This is a genomic window from Gymnodinialimonas sp. JB5-7, from assembly GCF_055693405.1.
Genome location: NZ_JBVFUX010000002.1, coordinates 1 through 18,507, shown reverse-complemented (window position 1 = coordinate 18,507; position 18,507 = coordinate 1). Strand labels below are relative to the sequence as shown.

Below are 18,507 nucleotides of genomic sequence, written 5' to 3'. Positions count from 1 at the left end.
ACACTCGCGCGTGTCGCGTTCCCCGAGCGGGACGAACCGCAATACATAGACCCCCAATTCCTGACACATCACTCTGGGCTTTTTGGAAACGACAGAACTCAAAAACCGCCCTTCTCCTTTGCAAGAAGCGCGGCTTGAGTTCTGTTGTTGACCTGGAGCTTCGCAAGGATGTTTTTGACATGAAGCTTTACCGTTACTTCAGCCAAATCCAATGCGCGGGCGATTTCCTTGTTGGACGCCCCGTTGCAGAGGTGGCTGAGCGTTTCCATTTCCCGACCGGTTAGGCCCATGAAGCTTTCCTGTTTCTGCGGGGATGCCTCTGAGAAACCGAATGGGAAGTATTGCTCGCCTGCCAACACAAAACGGATGGCGTTCACCATAGATTTCGCGGCTGCGGATTTGGGTAGAAATCCTTTTGCTCCGATCCCCATGGCTTGCTGCGCAACGTCAGGTGTTGCGATACCCGACATGAGGACGAACTTGATATGCGGATAGGCCTTTACGACCTGTTCTAGCCCAGTAAGACCGTTCATCCCGGGCATGTTGTAGTCAAGAATTGCCAAGTCAAATGGCACCATGCCTGCCAGTTTCTCCTGTGCCTCGAGCAAACCGGGCGCGGTCTCGATGATGAAGTCTTCCTGTTGGCCCAGATAGGCGGCGATTGTATCGCGCACGAGGTCGTGGTCATCGGCGATGAGAATATTTGGCATAGCGAAGTTGATCCGTCTCTTGTCCCAGCAAGGTACAAGCAAATTATGGCCACTGCGAGGCAAACCTATACCAAAGTATATAAACCTATCCCCATCCCCCAGACTTCCGGATGCGTAGTAAATTATGCTCGACGGCGCAGACACATGAGCCAAGAGACAATCCGATGCTTCGTTCCCTTACCCACGTCACGGCACTTCTGACGTTATTGTCGTCACCTGTTGCCGCCCAAGATCCAACCGCGCTTCAGGTGACGTCGCTCGCGGGAGATACAGTGTCTCTCGCAATGGCGGACCTCGATGAATTGGATCAGGTGACGATCACAACAGAAACGATCTGGACTGAGGGCGAAATCACCTTCACCGGCCCGTCGCTGAGCGCCGTTTTGGGCGAAGCAGGCATTACCGGCGGCAATCTGACACTTACGGCACTTAACGACTACGCAATTGAGATGCCGGCCCCAGAGGCAGACAGCATTTACCCGGTTGTTGCGACCAGGTTGAATGGAGCCCCAATGTCTGTTCGCGACAAGGGACCATTCTGGATCGTTTTCCCTTATGACGATGGCACTCAGAATTCCAGACTGAAGAGGTCTACGCGCAAAGCATCTGGCAGCTCGACAGGATCGAAGTATTGGAATGATCCGGCAGCGACGGTATTGCTTCTACCGTTGCAAATGAAAGGTTCATCGTGATCGACCGAAAAAGGCGCAGACGCGTTGGGCTGTTGATCGTTGTACCAGTGCTGGTGCTGCTGCTGGCTGTTCTTGGCGGCAATCTTCTGCGCGAGTTGCGGGGGCTCTCAACCGCAGATGCTGACAATTTGCAGTGGACAATCCTGCAAGTCGAAACTGAAATCGCAAATCTTGGTGCCACGTTAAGCGATGCGGCGGCCCAATCCGATCCAGATGGGGACGCCGTACGTTTGCGCGCCGACATCGCGCTGAGCCGGCTGCTGATCGTCGGGCGGGGTGAAGCGCGTGACCTTTTTCGGAGGATGCGGCAGACCTGCTGGATCGCGTAGGCGCGTACCAAGAGGGTATGATTGGCATTCTGGACGTAGATCCGGACCTGACGTCCCAAGACATTGCAGCGATGCGCGATCTGACACGTAGCATTCGCCCGGATATTCGAAGCCTCGTTCTGCTTGGGTTGGAAGCCGGAACCCAGCGGGCCGCCGACCGCCGGACGGGTTTCGCGCGTCAACTCGCCTTAACCGGCGCTGTTGCCGTTGCGGTCATCGTTGGTCTGGCGACGGTGTTGTTTTTCCTCAACCGGTTGTTGGTCTTGGCCGACCAGAGAGACGCTGACTTGCTTGCCTCCAGCTCTCAACTTGCATCTACGGTTGAGGCTTCTCTGGATGCGATTGTGACCGCAAATGAAGCTGGTGAGATTGTCGAATTCAACACATCCGCAGAACGGATATTCGGTTGGCGACGGGATGAGATATTGGGGAAAAGATGGATGCCACAATCATCCCCCATCAACATCGAGCCGCTCACTCCGCAGGTATGGAACGCTACCTTGCGACCCATGAACCACACGTCGTTGATTCTGGACGGGTCGAGTTGTCGGCGCTCCGAAAGACGGGTGAGGAGTTTCCTGTTGAGCTGAATATCACCTCGGTACAAAGCGGCGATGGCGAGTTGTTCATTGCGTATCTTCGTGACATTTCGCAACGCAAGATCAACGAACAGAGGTTGATCGATGCCCGCGACAAGGCCGAAGCCATGGACCGCGCTAAGTCGCAATTCCTGGCCGTGATGAGTCACGAGATGCGCACGCCATTGAATGGCATTCTTGGCGTGCTGGATTTGATGCGACAGACGAAGCTCACCAAACAGCAGCAACGCTATGCCCGCGTCGCATCTGCGTCGGGCGAAATCCTACTTGAACACGTAAACGAAGCGCTCGACATCACGCGTATAGAGATGGGGTCAATGCAGCTCTCGCCCCAGCAATTTGAAATGCGCCGGATTATGGAAGGCGTGGTCGATGTATTGGTGCCCCTCGCCGAGGAAAAGGATCTGAAGCTGACGCTAACGTTTGACGAAGGTATGAATCGTGCCTTTTGGGGTGACGGCGGTCGGATCGGACAAATACTCACCAATCTGATCGGGAACGCGATCAAGTTTACGGATGAGGGAAAGATCGAAGTATCAGTGACGGGAATTCACGGGACTGAGAACACAGACACGACGATCACGGTGACGGATAGCGGCCGGGGAATTCCTGAGCAGCATCTTGAAGATGTGTTCGAGGATTTTGTTGTGCTTGCACATTCCGAGGGCCGACAAACGCGCGGCGATGGCCTCGGCCTTTCCATCTCGCGCAAGGTGGCGCGCCTTATGGGGGGATTTGACGGTTCAATCAGTCCATAAGGAAGGGAGCCGTTTCACACTTCGTGTTCCTCTTGCGCGACCACAGGAAACGGTCGACGAGCCGAAACGCCCGGATCCCGCAACTCTTGAAACGCAAGAGACCGCAGGAAAGCAGATCTTGATCGTTGAGGATAACGCCATCAACCGGTCTGTCTTGCGCGACATGTTGGAACGTCTCGGGCATGTCGTAGTGGAAGCGGCAGATGGCCTCGATGGCTTGAAGGCTGCGCAGAAACAGGTCTTCGACCTCATCATCATGGATGTCTCAATGCCGGTGATGGATGGCATTGAAGCGGTGCGCAGGATCAGGGGCTCTGAGGGGCCGAACCAAAAGACGCGGATTCTTGGCCTGACGGCCCATGGACGAGAAGAGTATCGAGAGCGCGCCTTGAAAGCGGGCATGGATGGTTTCTTCACCAAACCCATTCGGTTTTCGGCACTTGGAGAAGTGATCGAAGCGCGCAATGCCCGGGACGAAGCGAAGACGGTTGACGGTGTCGTTCTTGACGACCTTCTCGAAGTTCTGGGCGCTGACAAGGTTGTTGCCACCGCGGACAATTTCTTTGAAGAGGCTGAGGCAGCAATCGCAATTCTCCTTGATGATGGAACCGACAGAGCCGCGGCGCTGCACAAAATGCGGGGCGGGGCTGCGTTGCTGGGTCTTGCGCCTTTGATTTCCAAGATTGATGAAGTGGTTCCCGATCAATTGAACGCGGACACGCTCAGCGCATTGCGTGCCGAAATGACAGTCAGTCGGGATCTGTTGCACCAGCATATTTCTAAGGGCTGAACACACCTATCCTTAGGGATATGACACCCTTCCGATCTATCCACGAACCTATCCCTCGGCGCACACAAATCACTGAAAATCCTTCTTAAACCTTGGTCATCGAAACGAGGGCACGTCCACGGAGGCGGCCCACCTGACCAAAGGACAAAGACTATGACGAAGGAAATTCTGGTAATCGGTGGCGATGGTTTCTGTGGCTGGCCCACGGCGTTGCACCTGTCGAAACTGGGTCACAACGTGACCATCGTCGATAACCTCTCGCGCCGCTGGATCGACAAGAAAATGGGCGCCGACAGCCTGACACCGATCGCAACCGTGGAAGAACGGGTCGAGGCCTGGCACGACGTCACCGGCCTGACGATCAATTTCGAATGCATCGACGTGGCCCGCGAATTCGACCGCCTGACGGGCCTCCTGGCTGCGCTCAAGCCCGACACGATCATCCATTTCGGCGAGCAGCGCGCCGCGCCCTATTCCATGAAAGGCATCGAGGAAAAGCGCTACACCGTCGACAACAACATCTCGGCCACCCACAACCTTCTGGCTGCCGTGATCGAACTGGGCCTCGACCCGCACATGATCCACCTCGGCACCATGGGCGTCTACGGCTACGACGATGACGGGATGGAAATCCCCGAGGGCTACCTGCGCGTCTTTGTCCCGGGTGACGACAAGCAGATCTTCCAGCGTGATATCCTGTACCCAACCAACCCGGGCAGCGTGTATCACATGACCAAATCGATGGATCAGCTGCTGTTCCAATTCTACGCCAAGAACGACCGCCTGCGGATCACCGACCTGCACCAAGGCATCGTCTGGGGCACGCAGACCGATGAAACGCGCCTGGATGAGCGGTTGATCAACCGCTTCGATTACGACGGCGACTACGGCACTGTTTTGAACCGCTTCCTGATGCAGGCCGCTGTCGGGCACCCGCTGACCGTGCATGGCACCGGCGGTCAGACCCGCGCCTTCATTCACGTCAAGGACACGGTGAAATGCATCGCATTGGCGGTCAACAACCCACCGGCCAAGGATGGCAAGGTCAAGATCATGAACCAGATGACCGAGACCCACACTGTGCGCTCGCTCGCCCAACTGGTCGCGGCCAATACCGGTGCGCAGATCGCAATGGTCGACAATCCCCGCAATGAGGCGGCCGAAAACGACCTGCGTGTCTCGAACGCCTCTTTCATCGATCTCGGGCTGGAACCGGTCACCCTGGCTTATGGCCTCATGGAAGAGACGCAGGAGATTGCGTCGAAATACGCGGATCGCTGCATCATGCAAATGATCCCTTGCGTTTCCACCTGGACCGAGAACCAGCGCCCAGGCGTGGTTTCCGTCGACAAGATCGCCGCCTGACCCGGCCATGAGCATCACGTCAGCCTTGCTTGGAGGTGGGGCTGGCGTTTCGCTCGTCGGAGTTCAGGCCCTTTTCAGAAAGCAAGGACCATGCGTTTGATTGGCATCGGGCTGTTGGCATTTCTACTGGCAGGGCTGGCCCTTCTGCTCGCACGATCCGAGATGGTCGGGCAAACCTGGCGCGCTGTGCGCACGCTGACCGACGGGCCGCAACTGCGGTTTGAGACCCCCATGGCCGCCGAGGCGCAAGCGGGCGCGGACCAGGCCATCATCCTGCGCGCAGGCCCCGCCGCGCCGCTTATTTTATCAGGACTACCCGCCTACCAGGGCGCTGTGTTTCATATGCCAATCGACGCACGCCCGACATCTGGATACCTCCAAATCGATGCGACATCGCAAGTGCTGGACGGGGTCGAAGGGGTGCTGCGCATCTCCATCGACAATACCCGCCGGGCTGAGGTGTTGCTGCATCCAGGTGAGGCGGTGCGCGCCGTGCGGATCGAGCTGACCCCAGCCGATATTGCACGGGCGCAGCTGGTCGTCTCCTTTTCGCTGCAGGGGACGGGTGCCAACCTCGTCTGCACCAACGACACTTCAGTTGAAGCTGTGGTTGAAATCGAGACGACCAGCGCATTGTACCTTGCACTCGATGCCCCATTGGAAAGCCTTCGCGACCGCGTTGCGGCATGGGGGGATCAGTTCCGTCTCGTGTGGGACAATTCCCCAGAGGCACTTGTCCAAGCGGTGGACGCCACACGCGCAGGTGCCAACGTATTGTTGGTTCCTGAGACAGGTTTGCTGATCGATGAGGCGCAGGCAGCCATTGACGAATTCGGCACCTTCGACACCCGCCCGCACTACGCCTGGTCAGAAGCGATGGAACCCGATGCCGGCCTTTATGGTCTGCGCCGTTTTCAAGGCTCGCACACTTGGAGGCTTCGCTATGACTTCGCAAGAGCCCAGAATGCGAACCGACCTAGCGTGTTGGAACTTGCCATGCTTTTGCCATCGCATCCCTTGGGAGCGGATTGGCAAATCACCATAACGCAAAACGACCGCCTACTGACCCATCTTAGCGGTACCTCCTCTCAAACCCGGGTTGGTGGGCGCATCGCAATCCCGGCCGATCCCGGAATGGCCCATTTGATCGAGATTACGCTTACTTCGAGCTTCCTGCACGAAGGCGAATGCAATGATGGTCCGGAGCTATTGGCGGAGATTCTCCCCGAGACGCGGATCATCCCATCCCATGAACGCATTCAGGACCCTGTTCGAGCCATTACGGCTGCGCTTGCCGATGCCAGCGGCACAGCTCTGAGCCTAAATCGAGACTTGAATGCCGCCGAAGCCACAGTAGCCGTGGACCTGTTGGACAGGCTTTTGCCGCCCGGCCAACACACCTTGTCAGTGCAAGATGCGGCGGCCATCGCGATTTTGCCACGCGGAACGACTATTTCTCAAATAGATTTGCCCAACCAATGGATGGTTTTCCAAACCGCAGAAGGCACGCTCACGGCCGAACCCGCGACAGCCTGGTCTGGTCGTGAAACCAGTTCGGTCACGTTGTTGGTTGATCTTCTTGAGATTCAGTCATGAGCGATGCAGACGACAATCGCGACAAGATCGCCTTCATCTCCGTCGACAGTGCACCCAAGCGGTTCGCCGGATTCATCCCGCAATGGCGTGGGCCAGCGATGCTGGTCGTATTCACGGCAATTGCAGTCGCACTGCTTTTGGCTGTCAATTCGCCGTTTGGATCCATGGTTTTCCCAAACCGCGATTTGGTATTCTCGCCCTACGAAGGGCGGCACTCCATCGCGATCCGCATCTTTCTGGTCGCCTTCTACATCAGCTTTGCGGCGTTCTGCTCGGCCGATTGGAAAGGGAAACTCTTCTTCGGCCTCGATATGGTCCTGACCTATGCCCTGATCTGCGCCATCTTCGATCTGGCGAACGTGGCGGGCCACTTGGCCTTCGATCTGGCCTTTTCGCTGCATTTCAGCGCCATCGCATCCGGCCTTCTGGGCTTTTGCATCTACTCCTGGAAGTTGCTGGAACGCGGCCTGATGCCCGTGCGCATTCCTGTGGAACACCGCCCCGTCAGCAACCGTCGCGCCATCATCCGCTTGGCGGTCACCATCGCCATCGCCATCGCGACCTCGATCTGGGTCACATCGCTGCAGCTTGAACTGGTCGAACGCCTGCGCAGCTGGACCCTTCTAGGTGGCATCGGGCCAGGCGTGTTTCTCGTTCTCCCAGTCCTCTTCGCACAACTCTACGCGCTGGCGATCTGGGATGTGAAAACGGCGAAAACACCCAAATTCAATCCACCCGTCTCTATCATCGTGCCCGCCCATAACGAGGAATACATCATCGAGAACACGATCAGCGCCATGGACAAAGCAGCCGCCCATTATGGCGGCGAGGTGCACATCCTGATCATGAACAACAACTCCACCGACGCCACCGAAGAGATCGCGAATGCCACACTCGCCTCCTGCAAGGCGGCACTGGGGCGCGTGCTCAACGTGCCAAAGCCCGGGAAATCGAATGCGTTAAACGCCGGCCTTGATGCGGCCGAGACGGAGTTTCTGGTGCGAGTCGATGCAGACACGCTTGTTGGCGAAGACAACCTCACCCGTGCCATGCCCTACTTCACGAATCCCGCCGTCGGCGTTGTCGGCGGTGTCCCCGTGCCGCCCGGTGGCGCGCTGTTCGACCGTGCCCGGCTTCTGGAGGTGCTGGTGAAACACGGGTTTTATTCCGTCGCCATGGGCGCGGTGAACGGGGTCGTCGGCATTCCGGGCATGTTCGTGGTCTACCGCACCGAACACCCCCGCTACCTGGGCGGCTTCGTCGAAGGCATGAACGGCGAAGACACCGACGTGTCGCTGCGCATCGGAGAGCTGGGCTACCATTCCGTGGTCGATCCCAAGATCCGCTATATCTCCGAAGTGCCCTCAGCCTATGAGCATATGCGCGAACAGCGTATGCGCTGGTTCCGGTCAATCTACCACATCTCGTCGCGCTGCCGGGACCTGATCTATTCCGGTAACGGCTCGCTCAGGGGCAAGATCATCCTGCCCTACATGCTGGTCAATTCCGCCCGGCGCGCGATGCTCGTCCCGTTGATCATCTACGGCGCGTTGGAATGCATTTTCGCCTACAATCCCGACAGCCCCATCGTGTGGCAAGCCGTTGTGGCAGTCACAACCGGCGCACCTGCGATCATGGCGGTGATTGCATCGCTGCTGAATGGTGTGCCCAAAGGCATCCTCGCCTTGCCGGAATACCTGATCTTCCGCGTTCTACGCGCCTATTTCACGCTTGAGTCCATGATGAGCATTCTGGTGGGCCATGACGGCGAGGTGCTTGAGACAGCCACCAAGAAGAACATTGTCCCAACAGGTCCAGTGCGGGTCGCCTGACTGTTCAGCAAGCCAAACAAAAAAACGGCCCCGCAATTTCTGCGGGGCCGTTCGTTGTTGGTCTTGGCACCTTGCTAGAACGTGAAGCAATCCACGAGGTGGTCGATAAACCCGTCACCAACTCCCGCATGGTCTTGAATGAAGACCGATTGTGATTGGCCAAGGTCAATCTTGACGCCGCCGTCCTGCACTGAAACCGAGGAGGCGATCCACGCCTCAACGCTCTCATACTCCGCAAGGAAACCGTGGTCGCTGAGATCCAATGTGTCTTTGCGGCTTCCGAAAGCTTGGAAATCGGTGATGGTGTCGCGGACGAAACCAATATTGGCCTTGAACACAAATGTGTCCGCGCCCCCACCGCCCGTCAGCAGGTTTTCTCCACGTCCACCGTGCAGCACGTCAGCGCCATAACCGCCGTCAAGCGTATCGGCCCCCGTCCCGCCGTCCAGCACATCCGCTCCACTGTCGCCGCGCAGCACGTCTCGGCCTGCGCCACCAAGCAGGTGATCAGCCCCAGAACCGCCTGACAGACTGTCACCGCCGGAACCACCATCGAGTGTGTCAGCACCGTTGCCGCCGAGACAGAGTGTCCGTGCCCGCATCGCCGTTCAAAACGTCGTCACCGCGCTTTCCGTGCAGCACATCGTTGCCACTGCCTCCGACGAGCTGATCATGACCATCGCCACCATTCAATGCGTCGGAGCCATCTCCGCCTTTGAGCAGGTCGTTGCCAGCACCGCCACGAAGCTCATCATTGCCGAGGCCTCCATCCAAGGTGTCATTGCCAGATCGGCCAAACAGCAAATCGCGACCAGCTTCGCCGTGCAAGACATCATCGCCGTCGGCACCGCCAAGCGTGTCGTTTCCGGCACCACCAAACGCAACGTCGTCGCCTGAGCCACCCCACACCCGGTCGGAGCCAATCCCACCGGCGAAATTGTCATCTCCGTCGCCGCCAAACATGAGGTCGTCGCCAGATCCACCGGCAAAGGTATCGTTGCCATCCGCGCCATAAAGACGATCAGCACCGTCTTGGCCGCTCAACGCATCGGCATCCGACCCGCCAAACAAGGAATCCGAGCCTGACCCGCCTTCAAGCGCGTCTTGTCCCGTGCCTCCGAACAGTTTGTCGGCACCGATTTCACCCAGCAACTTGTCGGCTCCACTTCCACCGACGAGCGTGTCGTTACCTGTGCCACCGTCCATCAGATCGTTGTCGGCACCACCGAAAACTTTGTCGGCTCCCGCACCTCCGTCCAACGTATCGTCGTCGCGACCGCCATAGAGCCGGTCATTGCCACTATTGCCATGAATGCTGTCGTGGCCAGACCCGCCCCAAAGCCGATCGTCCACACCGCCTCCACCGCCGGTTTGGTCGTCACGACTTGCTGTGTCGCCACCTGTCAGTACGTCGTTTCCTTTCCCACCGAGAAGTCGGTCTGACCCGGCACCTCCATGAAGGCTGTCGTCTCCGGACCCGCCATGAAGCAGGTCGCTTCCTGCGGCACCAAATACGGTGTCATCACCGCCCTGGCCGAACACAGTGTCCGCGCTGTTGCCACTGGTGATGGCATCATCGCTGTCTTTGCCGAGGATGCGGTCCTGACCCGAACCGCCTTCGAGATCGTCCTGTTCTGGCGTCCCATAAATTGATCTTGGCATTTTGAGTGTCTCACTTTCCTGTTTTGGGTTTTCAACAGAAACAGCGAGTAACGCTCCCCACGCGCGCATGCCTCTGGGCGCACGGATAAGCCAAGGAGAATAGGTATATTTGGGCTATGCGAAGGGATGGGTTGAATTCGTGTTCGACGACGTCTGCATTACAATCTTTCCGACGGCCCAAAACGTAAACAAGATTGCGTGGAGACGGGACGCCACGAGCCAACCAAAGCGCATCAGGAGCGCTCAAAACAAAAGAGATCTGAAACCCCAGACGTTGTCCCAACAACATCAGAGCCTGCTTGGCTATGAAGCAGGGAAACTTTCGAGCGCGGCCAGTCTTTTCAGCCGGTCTGGTCTCTCAAGTCGGCCCAAGTGACGAAGTTTGTTGCAGCTGAAGCCGAGAATAGGGAACCGAAATACGCCTTCCAAGTTCGTAGGGACGTTGAATACATGACTATTTTCGGCTGCTCGTGTGCTGGGTTCGACTACTCGCTGGACCGGTTTCGGCTTCTGCGCATTCCTGGGTTGCGCCTGCAGCGAACGTCCGCAATCCGCCCTTTCGCCGTTGATCAATCCCTAGAAGTCTATCGTTGTGCTCCGATTCAAGGCATCCTGAGTCAAGCCACCGCTTGGCAGTCAAACACAGCCTCACCCGCAATCTGTTCAGCCCACCAATTCAAAAGCTCCACGCGTTCGGCTTCACGGTCATCAAGATTGTAAGTTGCCGAGATGCGACCGCGGATCGTCTCCAGCTTGTGGCCCAGAGCGGTTTGCACGGTCGCATCATCAAACGCGGGCGCGACGTGGTGTCCCGCTGTGACGGCCGATTTCTTGCTATCGGCACACGATGTGCGGCCAATCCAAGCGCGAGTGTCACGGTGATAAATGTTGCTCGCCTGACTTCCGTGAGTGGCCAGTGCCTTGCGGAAGTCGTGCAACACGTAATGACCGCCCGGCAGATTATCTGGCAAAAACCGGTTGGCGTTGGACAGGTCCCGGCGGCGCTTGAAAAGCATATCCGTCGCGGCCGCATCCGGCCCGTGATCCGCCAGCGCCTCGGCGACGATCTCCCACGCCGGGCCAGACAAATGCACGATGTGCGGGCCTTCCTCGGCGGTGCGCGCTTTCATCCGGTCATGGCCGATTACGAGCCGCCGGGCGTCTGGATCCATCTCGCCGAGTGTGAGATTGGCGATTTCGTTCCGGCGGCATCCGGTCAACAGCAACAGGGCGACGGCTGGCCATGCTTCACGGGTGACGGCAAAGAGCGTCCGGCATTCGTCCACGCTGAGCACACGGGTGCGCTTGCTGTGCGCGTTGAGCTTTGGCATGTCCTCGGCCGGGTTGGTGTCAATGAGCGCGTATTGCTTGCACCACCGAAAGAAGGTCACGAGCCGCGATTGCATGGCATTGGCCGCAACCGGCTGGCCTACATCGTTCTTTGCGTTAATCGGCTCAAGAATTTCGGCTTTGGTCACGCTCTTGATGGGGCGCTCCAGCAAACCGGAAAAGGCCGCGTCCAGTTGAGCGAGCATCTGTGATCCGGATCTCATCGCCGAGAGCTTGCGCACGTCATAGAGGCGGAGAGCTTCGTCAACCGTGTGACCACGCACCTCGGGGGCGGCATTGGCTTGCACGATGCGCTCAGCGGCTTTGAGCGCCGTCTCAACGTTGAAGCTCGGGAACGTTCCGACCTTGTGGGCGGTGCGGCGCGTGGTGCCGTCCTCTGCAAAGATCGTGAAGCTCACATAGAACGTTTTCACAGTGCCTTTGTTGCGCGTCCGTGTGACCCGCAAGTGCAAGCCACTATCTCCCTCGGCCCGGTAGCGTTGAACCTTGGCGCCTTTGCTGGCGTAACGGATGGCTTGGACGTCATTGTCAGTTTTGAACGTGTTGCGCATGTTCAGCAGCTCCCTTCGTTACAACAGATACATCGAGTCGACGATCAGCTTGGCTGTGACGCCGAAAGTGAGACAAATGCGGATCGCAGGTCTGTCGCCAAACAGGGGGCCCGCAATCGTATAGGTCAGAACCGGCAAGAACAGGGTGCCGACAACAATTCCTAGGATGTGCGGGTCGATGAGAGCTAGAACTCAACAGCACCCAGCCAAACACCCAGCCACAGGAAACGCTTTTCAGATCGTCATTCATGATCGGAAAGATGGGAAGGCGATAGAGGTTTTTCAATATCGATAAATACTAACGTATAAGCTGCTTAAGTTCTTCTATCTTTTCTTCGTTTCCGTCAAGGATCGCTAGGCCAGCATCACGGAAGAACACACCTGGATGCGAAAGGCCCGACGCATCAACCCGTTCATTTTCAGCCGAGGTAAGGGAGATGTTGAAACGCGGCTTGCGAGGGTCAGCCGCTTTAGGTCGTCCCCCTCTGTTCTTCGAAGCCATGTGACCCTCCGGTTTAGTTAATCAGTATAGATATTCGCTACTGGCCACGCACATCGACGTCAAGCTAACGACGAGAAACGGCTAGAAGCCACGATTCCCCGAATTTTGAGCGTGAGGAGTAGCCCTAATCAGTGCAGACTCTCGTGCACTCGACCGCCCATGGGTCGGCCCCGTACGCTTCCACCCATGCCAGAGAAAGTGTGCCGGTAGCTATTTCCGACTGAGGTTATGAGCTTCCATGCAGACTGACCGCGCTTCAGCAAATCGAAGCAACTCACCTACGTCACGACAGGTTACCAAAAGTCCGTGTTATGTTGGTTCCCAGATTTCTTGCATGTCATGATCCAAAGGCACGTTTTAACCTGGGCTGGACGTCAAATAATCCTCTGGTGAAAGCGCTTCGCATCTTGTGCTGAACAAGTGACCTTGGCCAAAGCTATCACTCAAGAATTCAAACAAATTTCTGAATTCGGTCCATAACCCGGTCATCTCCCTAATATTTTCATATTCAACGGGTTTTTCCAGCCTCTGTACAACCGTTCGCGCAGAAAATGCCATGTTCCCCGTGTCGAAACCGGTCATGAAGCCTCGATATCCCCCTTGCCCAGTGTCTCTAAGGGCTATCATTCGAACATCACCATCAATCTTATCATAACCAAGAACATTCAGTGCTCCGGACTTACTGAAGACGCCACCATCAATGACAAGATCTCTTTCTATAATGCCACCGGGAACCTCACGCACTGCCCTCGAAATCCTGCATGTCGCCAAACCCCAGGTAGAAAATGTGTCGTATACCCGCATATGTGAAAGAACGTTGCCAAGTTCAGAGTGAGGCCTGACTACAAAGTAGTCTCCCGCCAATTCAGCAGAGCTGCGTTTCTGCTCATCGTTCGATAGCTTAGCTCGATCCTTCAGTACACTATAAGGATCTCGCTGCGCCCTTAGCCTAAAGAGAAAGTCAATGTCCGATTGGCATTGAATAACCCACGGCAGGTCCCACCTACGCCTGATGATCAGGTATCGAGAGAAGTAACCATAAATAGCTTCAATGGTTTCGCGTGCAGGCCAGGTCTTATCCTCCTCATTTGCGAAGCGCCTCAGAGTATGCTCGCCTGCCACCCCCAGCTCATCGCTCGTCCTTACCCAAGATTTGATCTCATACTCGTTGTAACACCAAAGGATATTTCTCAACGCGCCAACGGCTTTGTCCGAATACGGGTTCATAAAACTATTCCAACAATTTGGACAGCGGCATTTGGCGCCGCAAAAGTACAGGACGTGTCTACTCACTACACGAGATGTCGCAAGACGACCATATGTGACGCCGTTTGCCGCAGAACGTTGCTGACAGCCCACAGGTGCGTCCGGCGCGCGTGCTCCGGCAGCGCCAGCCATAGTCACGCGACCCGCTACTGCCAAAGCAGCTCCTTGCCACAAATCTTACAATTGCCGCCGAAAGAAGAATTTGTTCGACGAGCAATCATGGCCAAATCTCCGCTTTACACAGGGCTACTCTTTGGCCCGACCGCACAAATAACAGGAGGGCCTGAATTATGAAAATCTCAGCTAAAAGATCTGGTGCAGTGATTGTTGCCGCAATCTTATTGGCGGTTTCAGCTACCGCAGCGGTGGCGACTGTACCGGGCGGCGAACTGCTTACGCCGCCTACCTACGAAGTTGGAGTGAAGTGCCACTCACTTCCCTGGCGTGGCCTTGGCTACTGCTGGTTTTGGTAAGCGATTCCGGTGTGAGGCACAGCAGTGCCTCACTCAACCAAACTGAATTGGGAGGAAGACAATGAGTCAGATCATTTCCGAAAAGCCGTTCGCAGCACACGCCTTTAGAGATAAGCGATATGGCTACTTTTGGTACGAGATCACGCTTGAGGCCATCCAAGTAAATGGGTCGCTAATCGAACCGAGGGTGTCCTCGTTCTTAACTCTTTCGAATGGTATTGAATTTGGCGGTGTACCGCAATTGGGAGTTTTCGTTCGGTACTTGGATGAAGCCAATAAACTGATCCACGCCTATCAACGGGTTATGGAGGTTCCAGATCCTGGATTCTCTTCTGGTGGCGCCCGTGAAGTTCACGATGTGGAACATCACAACCTGAACGCTTCTGACGCCACGAGGATTAAATCTGTCGCCGTGCAATGGATTGACCGCTTTATCCCGGTCGACGCCCCATTGGGGCCATCCGTTCCAATTATTGCTGTACCTCTTCCCTGAGGTCACTAGCCCAGGCCTGCCAAACGGCAGTTTGGCAGGCAAAACAAACAATGCAATGCGGAAGCACGCTTCGCCAGTCAAAACGGAGAGTCAAAATGCAAAATACAATTTTGAAACCCGAAGTCACGTCCTTGTGTGATTGTGCCGGCAATCTCGGGAATTGGACGCACAGCACGGCTCAGCGAAGAGACACCAGCTATGCTGTTGCTGTACCGCTCCAACCTTGGGCCAGCAGCCAGACACGTTTATTGAATGCGCTGGAGTTTAAAATGATCGTGAAGCTACTGCTATCACTCTTTTTTGCAATTTTTCCAAACACTTCACTTGCAGAAGAACCCCGCGTTGCTCCGAATTTTGGACGCGGTGTATTTGGTGTATTTGTCGACGCAGCCGTGAACGATCGTGTTCAAGACCTACTAATCGAAGCACATCGGTCAGCACCTTGGATAGTTCCATCTGATAGCGTGCTCTTCAACGTTTATATCCAAACTGACCCGAATTCCGGGTTGCCGCTCATGCCAAGCCACGCCAACGTCCAGCTACTTGCAGTTGGCGTAGACCAAACGTCAGCTTCTCTCCAACATGTGTACCAAGGTGACTATGTTCAATCAGTTCCGTTACATGATGGCGCAAGATCACTGCGTGTTTGGGTCTCTGTGAGCCCTGGCGGTGTTTTTACCTACCAACACATGGCTTTAAATGCCGCCGAAAGGCACGATGTCGCGCTGCGCAATAACTATGATCGAGTAATTGGTTCAAATCAGTCCACAACGGGACACATGCAAGTATTACGGGCTATGGATCCATCAATCAGAGTTGCGCCTCGATTAAATCCTACGGGTACTGGGCAATTCCAACCAAGAGCATCTACACCAGTCATTCAGTTGGGACTTCCACTGGCCAGAGCAGAACTAGACAGGATCACGAGCGTGCTAGGCGAATTTGCGAGCCATGCGTTCGAAGGAATTGGCGGAACAGTTTCTTCTGGTGGCGGCGGGTTCGATGCTGGTTCCTCAACACCAGAGAATGAAACGGTAACTATTCCCGAGCGAACACCTTTTGGCACCCCCACCGTGGAAATTGATGATGGAGCCGATGGGACCGTTGACTGGCGTGGCCCGGTGGAAATAGCACCAGAAACAGAGAGCGGTGGCAGCGCTGGAGCCTGTTTTGAAGTTCATGTGGAGTGTTCTCAGGTGCACTGAACACTGCTGTTGCCATCTGAACTCTTGGAAACACGAGACTACCGGATCATGCCTAACCCCAAATCGCAGAAAGAAAAGCGCCTCCATTCAAACGTAGCCACGCTTTTCCTTCTGCGAACGGAGTTTCATCCCCGAACTCTCGGGGTCAGATCGGCTCGGAAAGCAACTTGCCTGCATCGAACCTGAGCAACCAATACGACCATATTCGCCCACGAGCCCCCAATCGCCGAAAAGTCTCCACACAACTTTCAACCGGTGGACGCGATGCATATTTCTCTCCAGCTCTGTTGTTGTGAAATGCATCCGGCCTACCTCCACATCCTGGACGCAATGTCGTGTTCTTCCTTACCGACGGCATCTGCATAGATCGTCGTTGTGCTGAGCTGTAAATGTCCAAGCCATTTCTGGAGCATGTGCAGCGGTATGCCCTTAACGACGGCATTGATCCTGTAGCGGTGGCGAAGGCCTTTCAGTGTGCACTGCGGCGCATCAGGAATACCCGTCTCGATCATCACACTCTTCACGATCCGCCAGACATGCACGCGAGTGATGGGCCAGATTGGGTTCCCTGTCTTCTTGGGCGACTTCTGGGCTTGTCGGGAGCTAAAGGCCGTGTTGAGCGAACCCAAGTAGTCTGGGGGCGCAAGCACCGTCCTACAGACACCCTGAGTTTCCACCGCCCTAGACTTCCGCTTCTTTAGTAACCGGATCGCAAATGAACCACCGGACAGGTCAACGCTTGCAGGCGTAATCTCGATCAGCCAGGTTGGAGGACAACCGGTAAAGTGCAACGTCTCACAAGTCGTGTTGTCCCGTGCCAGTCTCTGACGCGCGGCCAGCGAGAACGCCTCCCCTCTTCTGCGTTCTGATTGAGGCGGTTTTCTTGAGCGTTATCGAGGCACATTTCACTCATTTGTAGCACTATCAATCATTGTGTTAGGTTGGGCTACTCATAGGATTGCTGACGTTGATCGCACTCCGCTTACGGTCGAGACTTGCCGCCATTTTGCCAGCGGTCGTACATCTGCTGGCGTGATGCGTAAAAATCGAAGTTCAGTTCTTCCGAGCAACGGTCGTATAGGCGCGAAGGATCGGAACGTAAGCGCATTAATGCCATTTCATACAGGGTCGATTGGTATGAAGTGCTGTTCCAAGATTCCGAGTCAGCGGCTTGCGCAATGGCATCCAACTCCGCGAGTTCCACCGAACACCTATTTGAAAGCTCATTTAGCTCAGCGATGCGTAGAGCTTCACGTTCAGCCGCGGTCTGGTCCAGGAATTCTGGTGAAGCGTTTAAGGTGCAGTTTGCGTTTGGGGAAGTGCCAATAGAGTATCCGTCATCTGGAAAAGAAAACTGCCTCAACAAGGAAGAGTCACTTGACGTGAATGCCCTGGTCTCAGTTATCCCCATGGCTTCAGGACCCACTCTACCGGATAGACAAAATGCGTCTGGCAATGCCACTGCGTCGAGCTCGAATTCTACCACCTCTAAAGGAGGTATTACGACTGGAGGACTGCTGCCTACCAAGTTGCCTTCCCTGTAGAAATGAATCTCAAAGCCTCGAATTGGAAAACTGGACGGGTTCTCGAAGTCGATCCTAACGAAGCTTGCCTCAGGCGAATGGTCAGCAATAGCGAAGTGGTCCAAAACGGCCCAATATGGTACAGCGTTGGCAAGCTCCGTAGCAGCATCAGCTGTAATCTGGGACGCCTCAACTTGGGCTAGTGCCGCTTCAGCTGCTTCACCTGTGTTTTCAGCAATATCATCAATAGGCCCTGACACTGCCCCTGGCCTTATGAGAGTTGCGATCGCAACAAAGCATGCCAAAATTGTTGCCTGATATGCAGCTCGCTCCAGGGTGAGCCAGGAGAGATAGCGCTTTGCGAGGCCAACAAGCATTCGACCAAACCGTTTGAAAGATTGCATGCTCTTGGGTTGTCCTGCAGGAGCCCTGAGGCGGTAACGCTGGGTCGTACAGCTCGGAAATATGCTACTTTCGCTTTTCTTCTTGGGCAACAACCTATGTCAAGAAACACTCAGAACTGAAGTGTTGCGTGATCTAGCTAGAGTGTTCCTGCGGATCCACAATTCCGTCGGTCACCCCCAACAACTGTTCTAGCTTTGCACCCGTACGGAAACACTCCAGCAGAAAGCTCCGTCACCAATCAGGCCGAACAAATCCGATGAAGTGCGTCAATATTGTCCAATAGCGTCAATGCTGTCTGGTATACCGCGTTTTCCCAAATGGCATATCAATCGGTATACCGGAGCCAGGTCGACGGCCACCAGCCTCTTGGTTTTAAATGATTTTATGAGGTTGGCGTGGTACCCGA

General features: G+C 55.7%; 17 protein-coding genes and 1 pseudogene. 10 read left to right on the top strand and 8 right to left on the bottom strand.

Going from position 1 to position 18,507, the window contains the following annotated elements; all coding sequences use genetic code 11:
• Nucleotides 1-98: 98 nt before the first annotated feature.
• Nucleotides 99-710, bottom strand: a complete 612-nt coding sequence (locus ACZ1HK_RS00260) for a response regulator transcription factor (RefSeq protein ID WP_472626973.1) — start codon at nucleotides 708-710, stop codon at nucleotides 99-101.
• 164 nt (nucleotides 711-874) lie between these two features.
• On the opposite strand from ACZ1HK_RS00260, the gene ACZ1HK_RS00255 reads away from it, so the two are divergent.
• From ACZ1HK_RS00255 to ACZ1HK_RS00220, 8 genes and pseudogenes are all read left to right on the top strand, one after another.
• Nucleotides 875-1,402 carry a putative pterin-binding protein gene (locus ACZ1HK_RS00255; RefSeq protein ID WP_472626972.1) on the top strand — a complete coding sequence of 176 codons (528 nt, stop codon included), beginning with the start codon at nucleotides 875-877 and terminating at the stop codon, nucleotides 1,400-1,402.
• Complete coding sequence (locus ACZ1HK_RS00250; protein ID WP_472626971.1) at nucleotides 1,399-1,731, top strand: hypothetical protein; 333 nt, start codon at nucleotides 1,399-1,401, stop codon at nucleotides 1,729-1,731. The genes ACZ1HK_RS00255 and ACZ1HK_RS00250 overlap by 4 nt, the downstream gene beginning before the upstream one ends.
• A 17-nt stretch (nucleotides 1,732-1,748) precedes the next feature.
• Nucleotides 1,749-2,350 (top strand): annotated as a pseudogene (locus tag ACZ1HK_RS00245) (PAS domain S-box protein); the annotation flags it as partial.
• An 87-nt stretch (nucleotides 2,351-2,437) separates the two neighbouring features.
• Entirely contained in the window at nucleotides 2,438-3,088 is a 651-nt protein-coding gene (locus ACZ1HK_RS00240; protein WP_472627025.1) for an ATP-binding protein, read from the top strand.
• A gap of 118 nt (nucleotides 3,089-3,206) precedes the next feature.
• Nucleotides 3,207-3,878 carry a response regulator gene (locus ACZ1HK_RS00235; protein ID WP_472626970.1) on the top strand — a complete coding sequence of 224 codons (672 nt, stop codon included), beginning with the start codon at nucleotides 3,207-3,209 and terminating at the stop codon, nucleotides 3,876-3,878.
• Nucleotides 3,879-4,031: 153 nt separating this feature from the next.
• Nucleotides 4,032-5,243, top strand: a complete 1,212-nt coding sequence (locus ACZ1HK_RS00230) for an NAD-dependent epimerase/dehydratase family protein (RefSeq protein WP_472626969.1) — start codon at nucleotides 4,032-4,034, stop codon at nucleotides 5,241-5,243.
• A gap of 90 nt (nucleotides 5,244-5,333) precedes the next feature.
• Nucleotides 5,334-6,839, top strand: coding sequence for a hypothetical protein (locus ACZ1HK_RS00225; protein WP_472626968.1), 1,506 nt, complete (start codon nucleotides 5,334-5,336; stop codon nucleotides 6,837-6,839).
• A complete protein-coding gene (locus ACZ1HK_RS00220) occupies nucleotides 6,836-8,671 on the top strand; it encodes a glycosyltransferase family 2 protein (RefSeq protein WP_472626967.1) in 1,836 nt (611 codons plus the stop codon). Before ACZ1HK_RS00225 ends, ACZ1HK_RS00220 begins: the two co-directional genes overlap by 4 nt.
• A gap of 74 nt (nucleotides 8,672-8,745) precedes the next feature.
• On the opposite strand, the gene ACZ1HK_RS00215 is transcribed toward ACZ1HK_RS00220, so the two are convergent.
• From ACZ1HK_RS00215 to ACZ1HK_RS00200, 4 genes are all read right to left on the bottom strand, one after another.
• The gene (locus ACZ1HK_RS00215) at nucleotides 8,746-9,273 is read right to left on the bottom strand and encodes a hypothetical protein (protein ID WP_472626966.1); all 528 of its coding nucleotides are present in this window, start codon (nucleotides 9,271-9,273) and stop codon (nucleotides 8,746-8,748) included.
• Nucleotides 9,233-10,333, bottom strand: coding sequence for a calcium-binding protein (locus tag ACZ1HK_RS00210; RefSeq protein ID WP_472626965.1), 1,101 nt, complete (start codon nucleotides 10,331-10,333; stop codon nucleotides 9,233-9,235). Before ACZ1HK_RS00210 ends, ACZ1HK_RS00215 begins: the two co-directional genes overlap by 41 nt.
• Before the next feature lie 617 nt (nucleotides 10,334-10,950).
• Nucleotides 10,951-12,234: a tyrosine-type recombinase/integrase gene (locus ACZ1HK_RS00205; protein WP_472626964.1), complete on the bottom strand. Its 1,284-nt coding sequence runs from the start codon at nucleotides 12,232-12,234 to the stop codon at nucleotides 10,951-10,953.
• An 859-nt stretch (nucleotides 12,235-13,093) separates the two neighbouring features.
• Nucleotides 13,094-13,963 (bottom strand): hypothetical protein, encoded by an 870-nt coding sequence (locus tag ACZ1HK_RS00200; RefSeq protein WP_472626963.1) that lies wholly within the window; start codon nucleotides 13,961-13,963, stop codon nucleotides 13,094-13,096.
• A 573-nt stretch (nucleotides 13,964-14,536) separates the two neighbouring features.
• Between ACZ1HK_RS00200 and ACZ1HK_RS00195 the strand changes: the two genes are divergently transcribed.
• Together ACZ1HK_RS00195 and ACZ1HK_RS00190 are read left to right on the top strand one after the other, a co-directional pair.
• Nucleotides 14,537-14,968, top strand: a complete 432-nt coding sequence (locus ACZ1HK_RS00195) for a hypothetical protein (protein WP_472626962.1) — start codon at nucleotides 14,537-14,539, stop codon at nucleotides 14,966-14,968.
• Nucleotides 14,969-15,063: 95 nt separating this feature from the next.
• Nucleotides 15,064-16,173: a hypothetical protein gene (locus ACZ1HK_RS00190; protein WP_472626961.1), complete on the top strand. Its 1,110-nt coding sequence runs from the start codon at nucleotides 15,064-15,066 to the stop codon at nucleotides 16,171-16,173.
• A gap of 87 nt (nucleotides 16,174-16,260) precedes the next feature.
• Here the strand turns inward: ACZ1HK_RS00190 and ACZ1HK_RS00185 are convergent, their stop codons facing one another.
• The 3 genes from ACZ1HK_RS00185 to ACZ1HK_RS00175 all read right to left on the bottom strand — a co-directional run bounded on the left by ACZ1HK_RS00185 (nucleotide 16,261) and on the right by ACZ1HK_RS00175 (nucleotide 18,073).
• Nucleotides 16,261-16,476 (bottom strand): WGR domain-containing protein, encoded by a 216-nt coding sequence (locus tag ACZ1HK_RS00185; protein ID WP_472626960.1) that lies wholly within the window; start codon nucleotides 16,474-16,476, stop codon nucleotides 16,261-16,263.
• Nucleotides 16,477-16,481: 5 nt separating this feature from the next.
• Nucleotides 16,482-16,964, bottom strand: coding sequence for a tyrosine-type recombinase/integrase (locus ACZ1HK_RS00180; RefSeq protein ID WP_472626959.1), 483 nt, complete (start codon nucleotides 16,962-16,964; stop codon nucleotides 16,482-16,484).
• Between the two features lie 191 nt (nucleotides 16,965-17,155).
• Nucleotides 17,156-18,073, bottom strand: coding sequence for a hypothetical protein (locus ACZ1HK_RS00175; RefSeq protein ID WP_472626958.1), 918 nt, complete (start codon nucleotides 18,071-18,073; stop codon nucleotides 17,156-17,158).
• Nucleotides 18,074-18,507: the final 434 nt, after the last annotated feature.

Bases quoted from the DNA above. Each gene is read 5' to 3' on its own strand.
- ACZ1HK_RS00255 (WP_472626972.1), top strand. From the start codon at position 875: ATGCTTCGTTCCCTTACCCACGTCACGGCACTTCTGACGTTATTGTCG.
- ACZ1HK_RS00210 (WP_472626965.1), bottom strand. From the start codon at position 10,333: ATGCCAAGATCAATTTATGGGACGCCAGAACAGGACGATCTCGAAGGC.
- ACZ1HK_RS00195 (WP_472626962.1), top strand. From the start codon at position 14,537: ATGAGTCAGATCATTTCCGAAAAGCCGTTCGCAGCACACGCCTTTAGA.
- ACZ1HK_RS00225 (WP_472626968.1), top strand. From the start codon at position 5,334: ATGCGTTTGATTGGCATCGGGCTGTTGGCATTTCTACTGGCAGGGCTG.
- ACZ1HK_RS00240 (WP_472627025.1), top strand. From the start codon at position 2,438: ATGGACCGCGCTAAGTCGCAATTCCTGGCCGTGATGAGTCACGAGATG.
- ACZ1HK_RS00215 (WP_472626966.1), bottom strand. From the start codon at position 9,273: ATGCGGGCACGGACACTCTGTCTCGGCGGCAACGGTGCTGACACACTC.
- ACZ1HK_RS00190 (WP_472626961.1), top strand. From the start codon at position 15,064: ATGCAAAATACAATTTTGAAACCCGAAGTCACGTCCTTGTGTGATTGT.
- ACZ1HK_RS00205 (WP_472626964.1), bottom strand. From the start codon at position 12,234: ATGCGCAACACGTTCAAAACTGACAATGACGTCCAAGCCATCCGTTAC.
- ACZ1HK_RS00185 (WP_472626960.1), bottom strand. From the start codon at position 16,476: ATGCATTTCACAACAACAGAGCTGGAGAGAAATATGCATCGCGTCCAC.
- ACZ1HK_RS00175 (WP_472626958.1), bottom strand. From the start codon at position 18,073: ATGCTTGTTGGCCTCGCAAAGCGCTATCTCTCCTGGCTCACCCTGGAG.
- ACZ1HK_RS00200 (WP_472626963.1), bottom strand. From the start codon at position 13,963: ATGAACCCGTATTCGGACAAAGCCGTTGGCGCGTTGAGAAATATCCTT.
- ACZ1HK_RS00230 (WP_472626969.1), top strand. From the start codon at position 4,032: ATGACGAAGGAAATTCTGGTAATCGGTGGCGATGGTTTCTGTGGCTGG.
- ACZ1HK_RS00260 (WP_472626973.1), bottom strand. From the start codon at position 710: ATGCCAAATATTCTCATCGCCGATGACCACGACCTCGTGCGCGATACA.
- ACZ1HK_RS00220 (WP_472626967.1), top strand. From the start codon at position 6,836: ATGAGCGATGCAGACGACAATCGCGACAAGATCGCCTTCATCTCCGTC.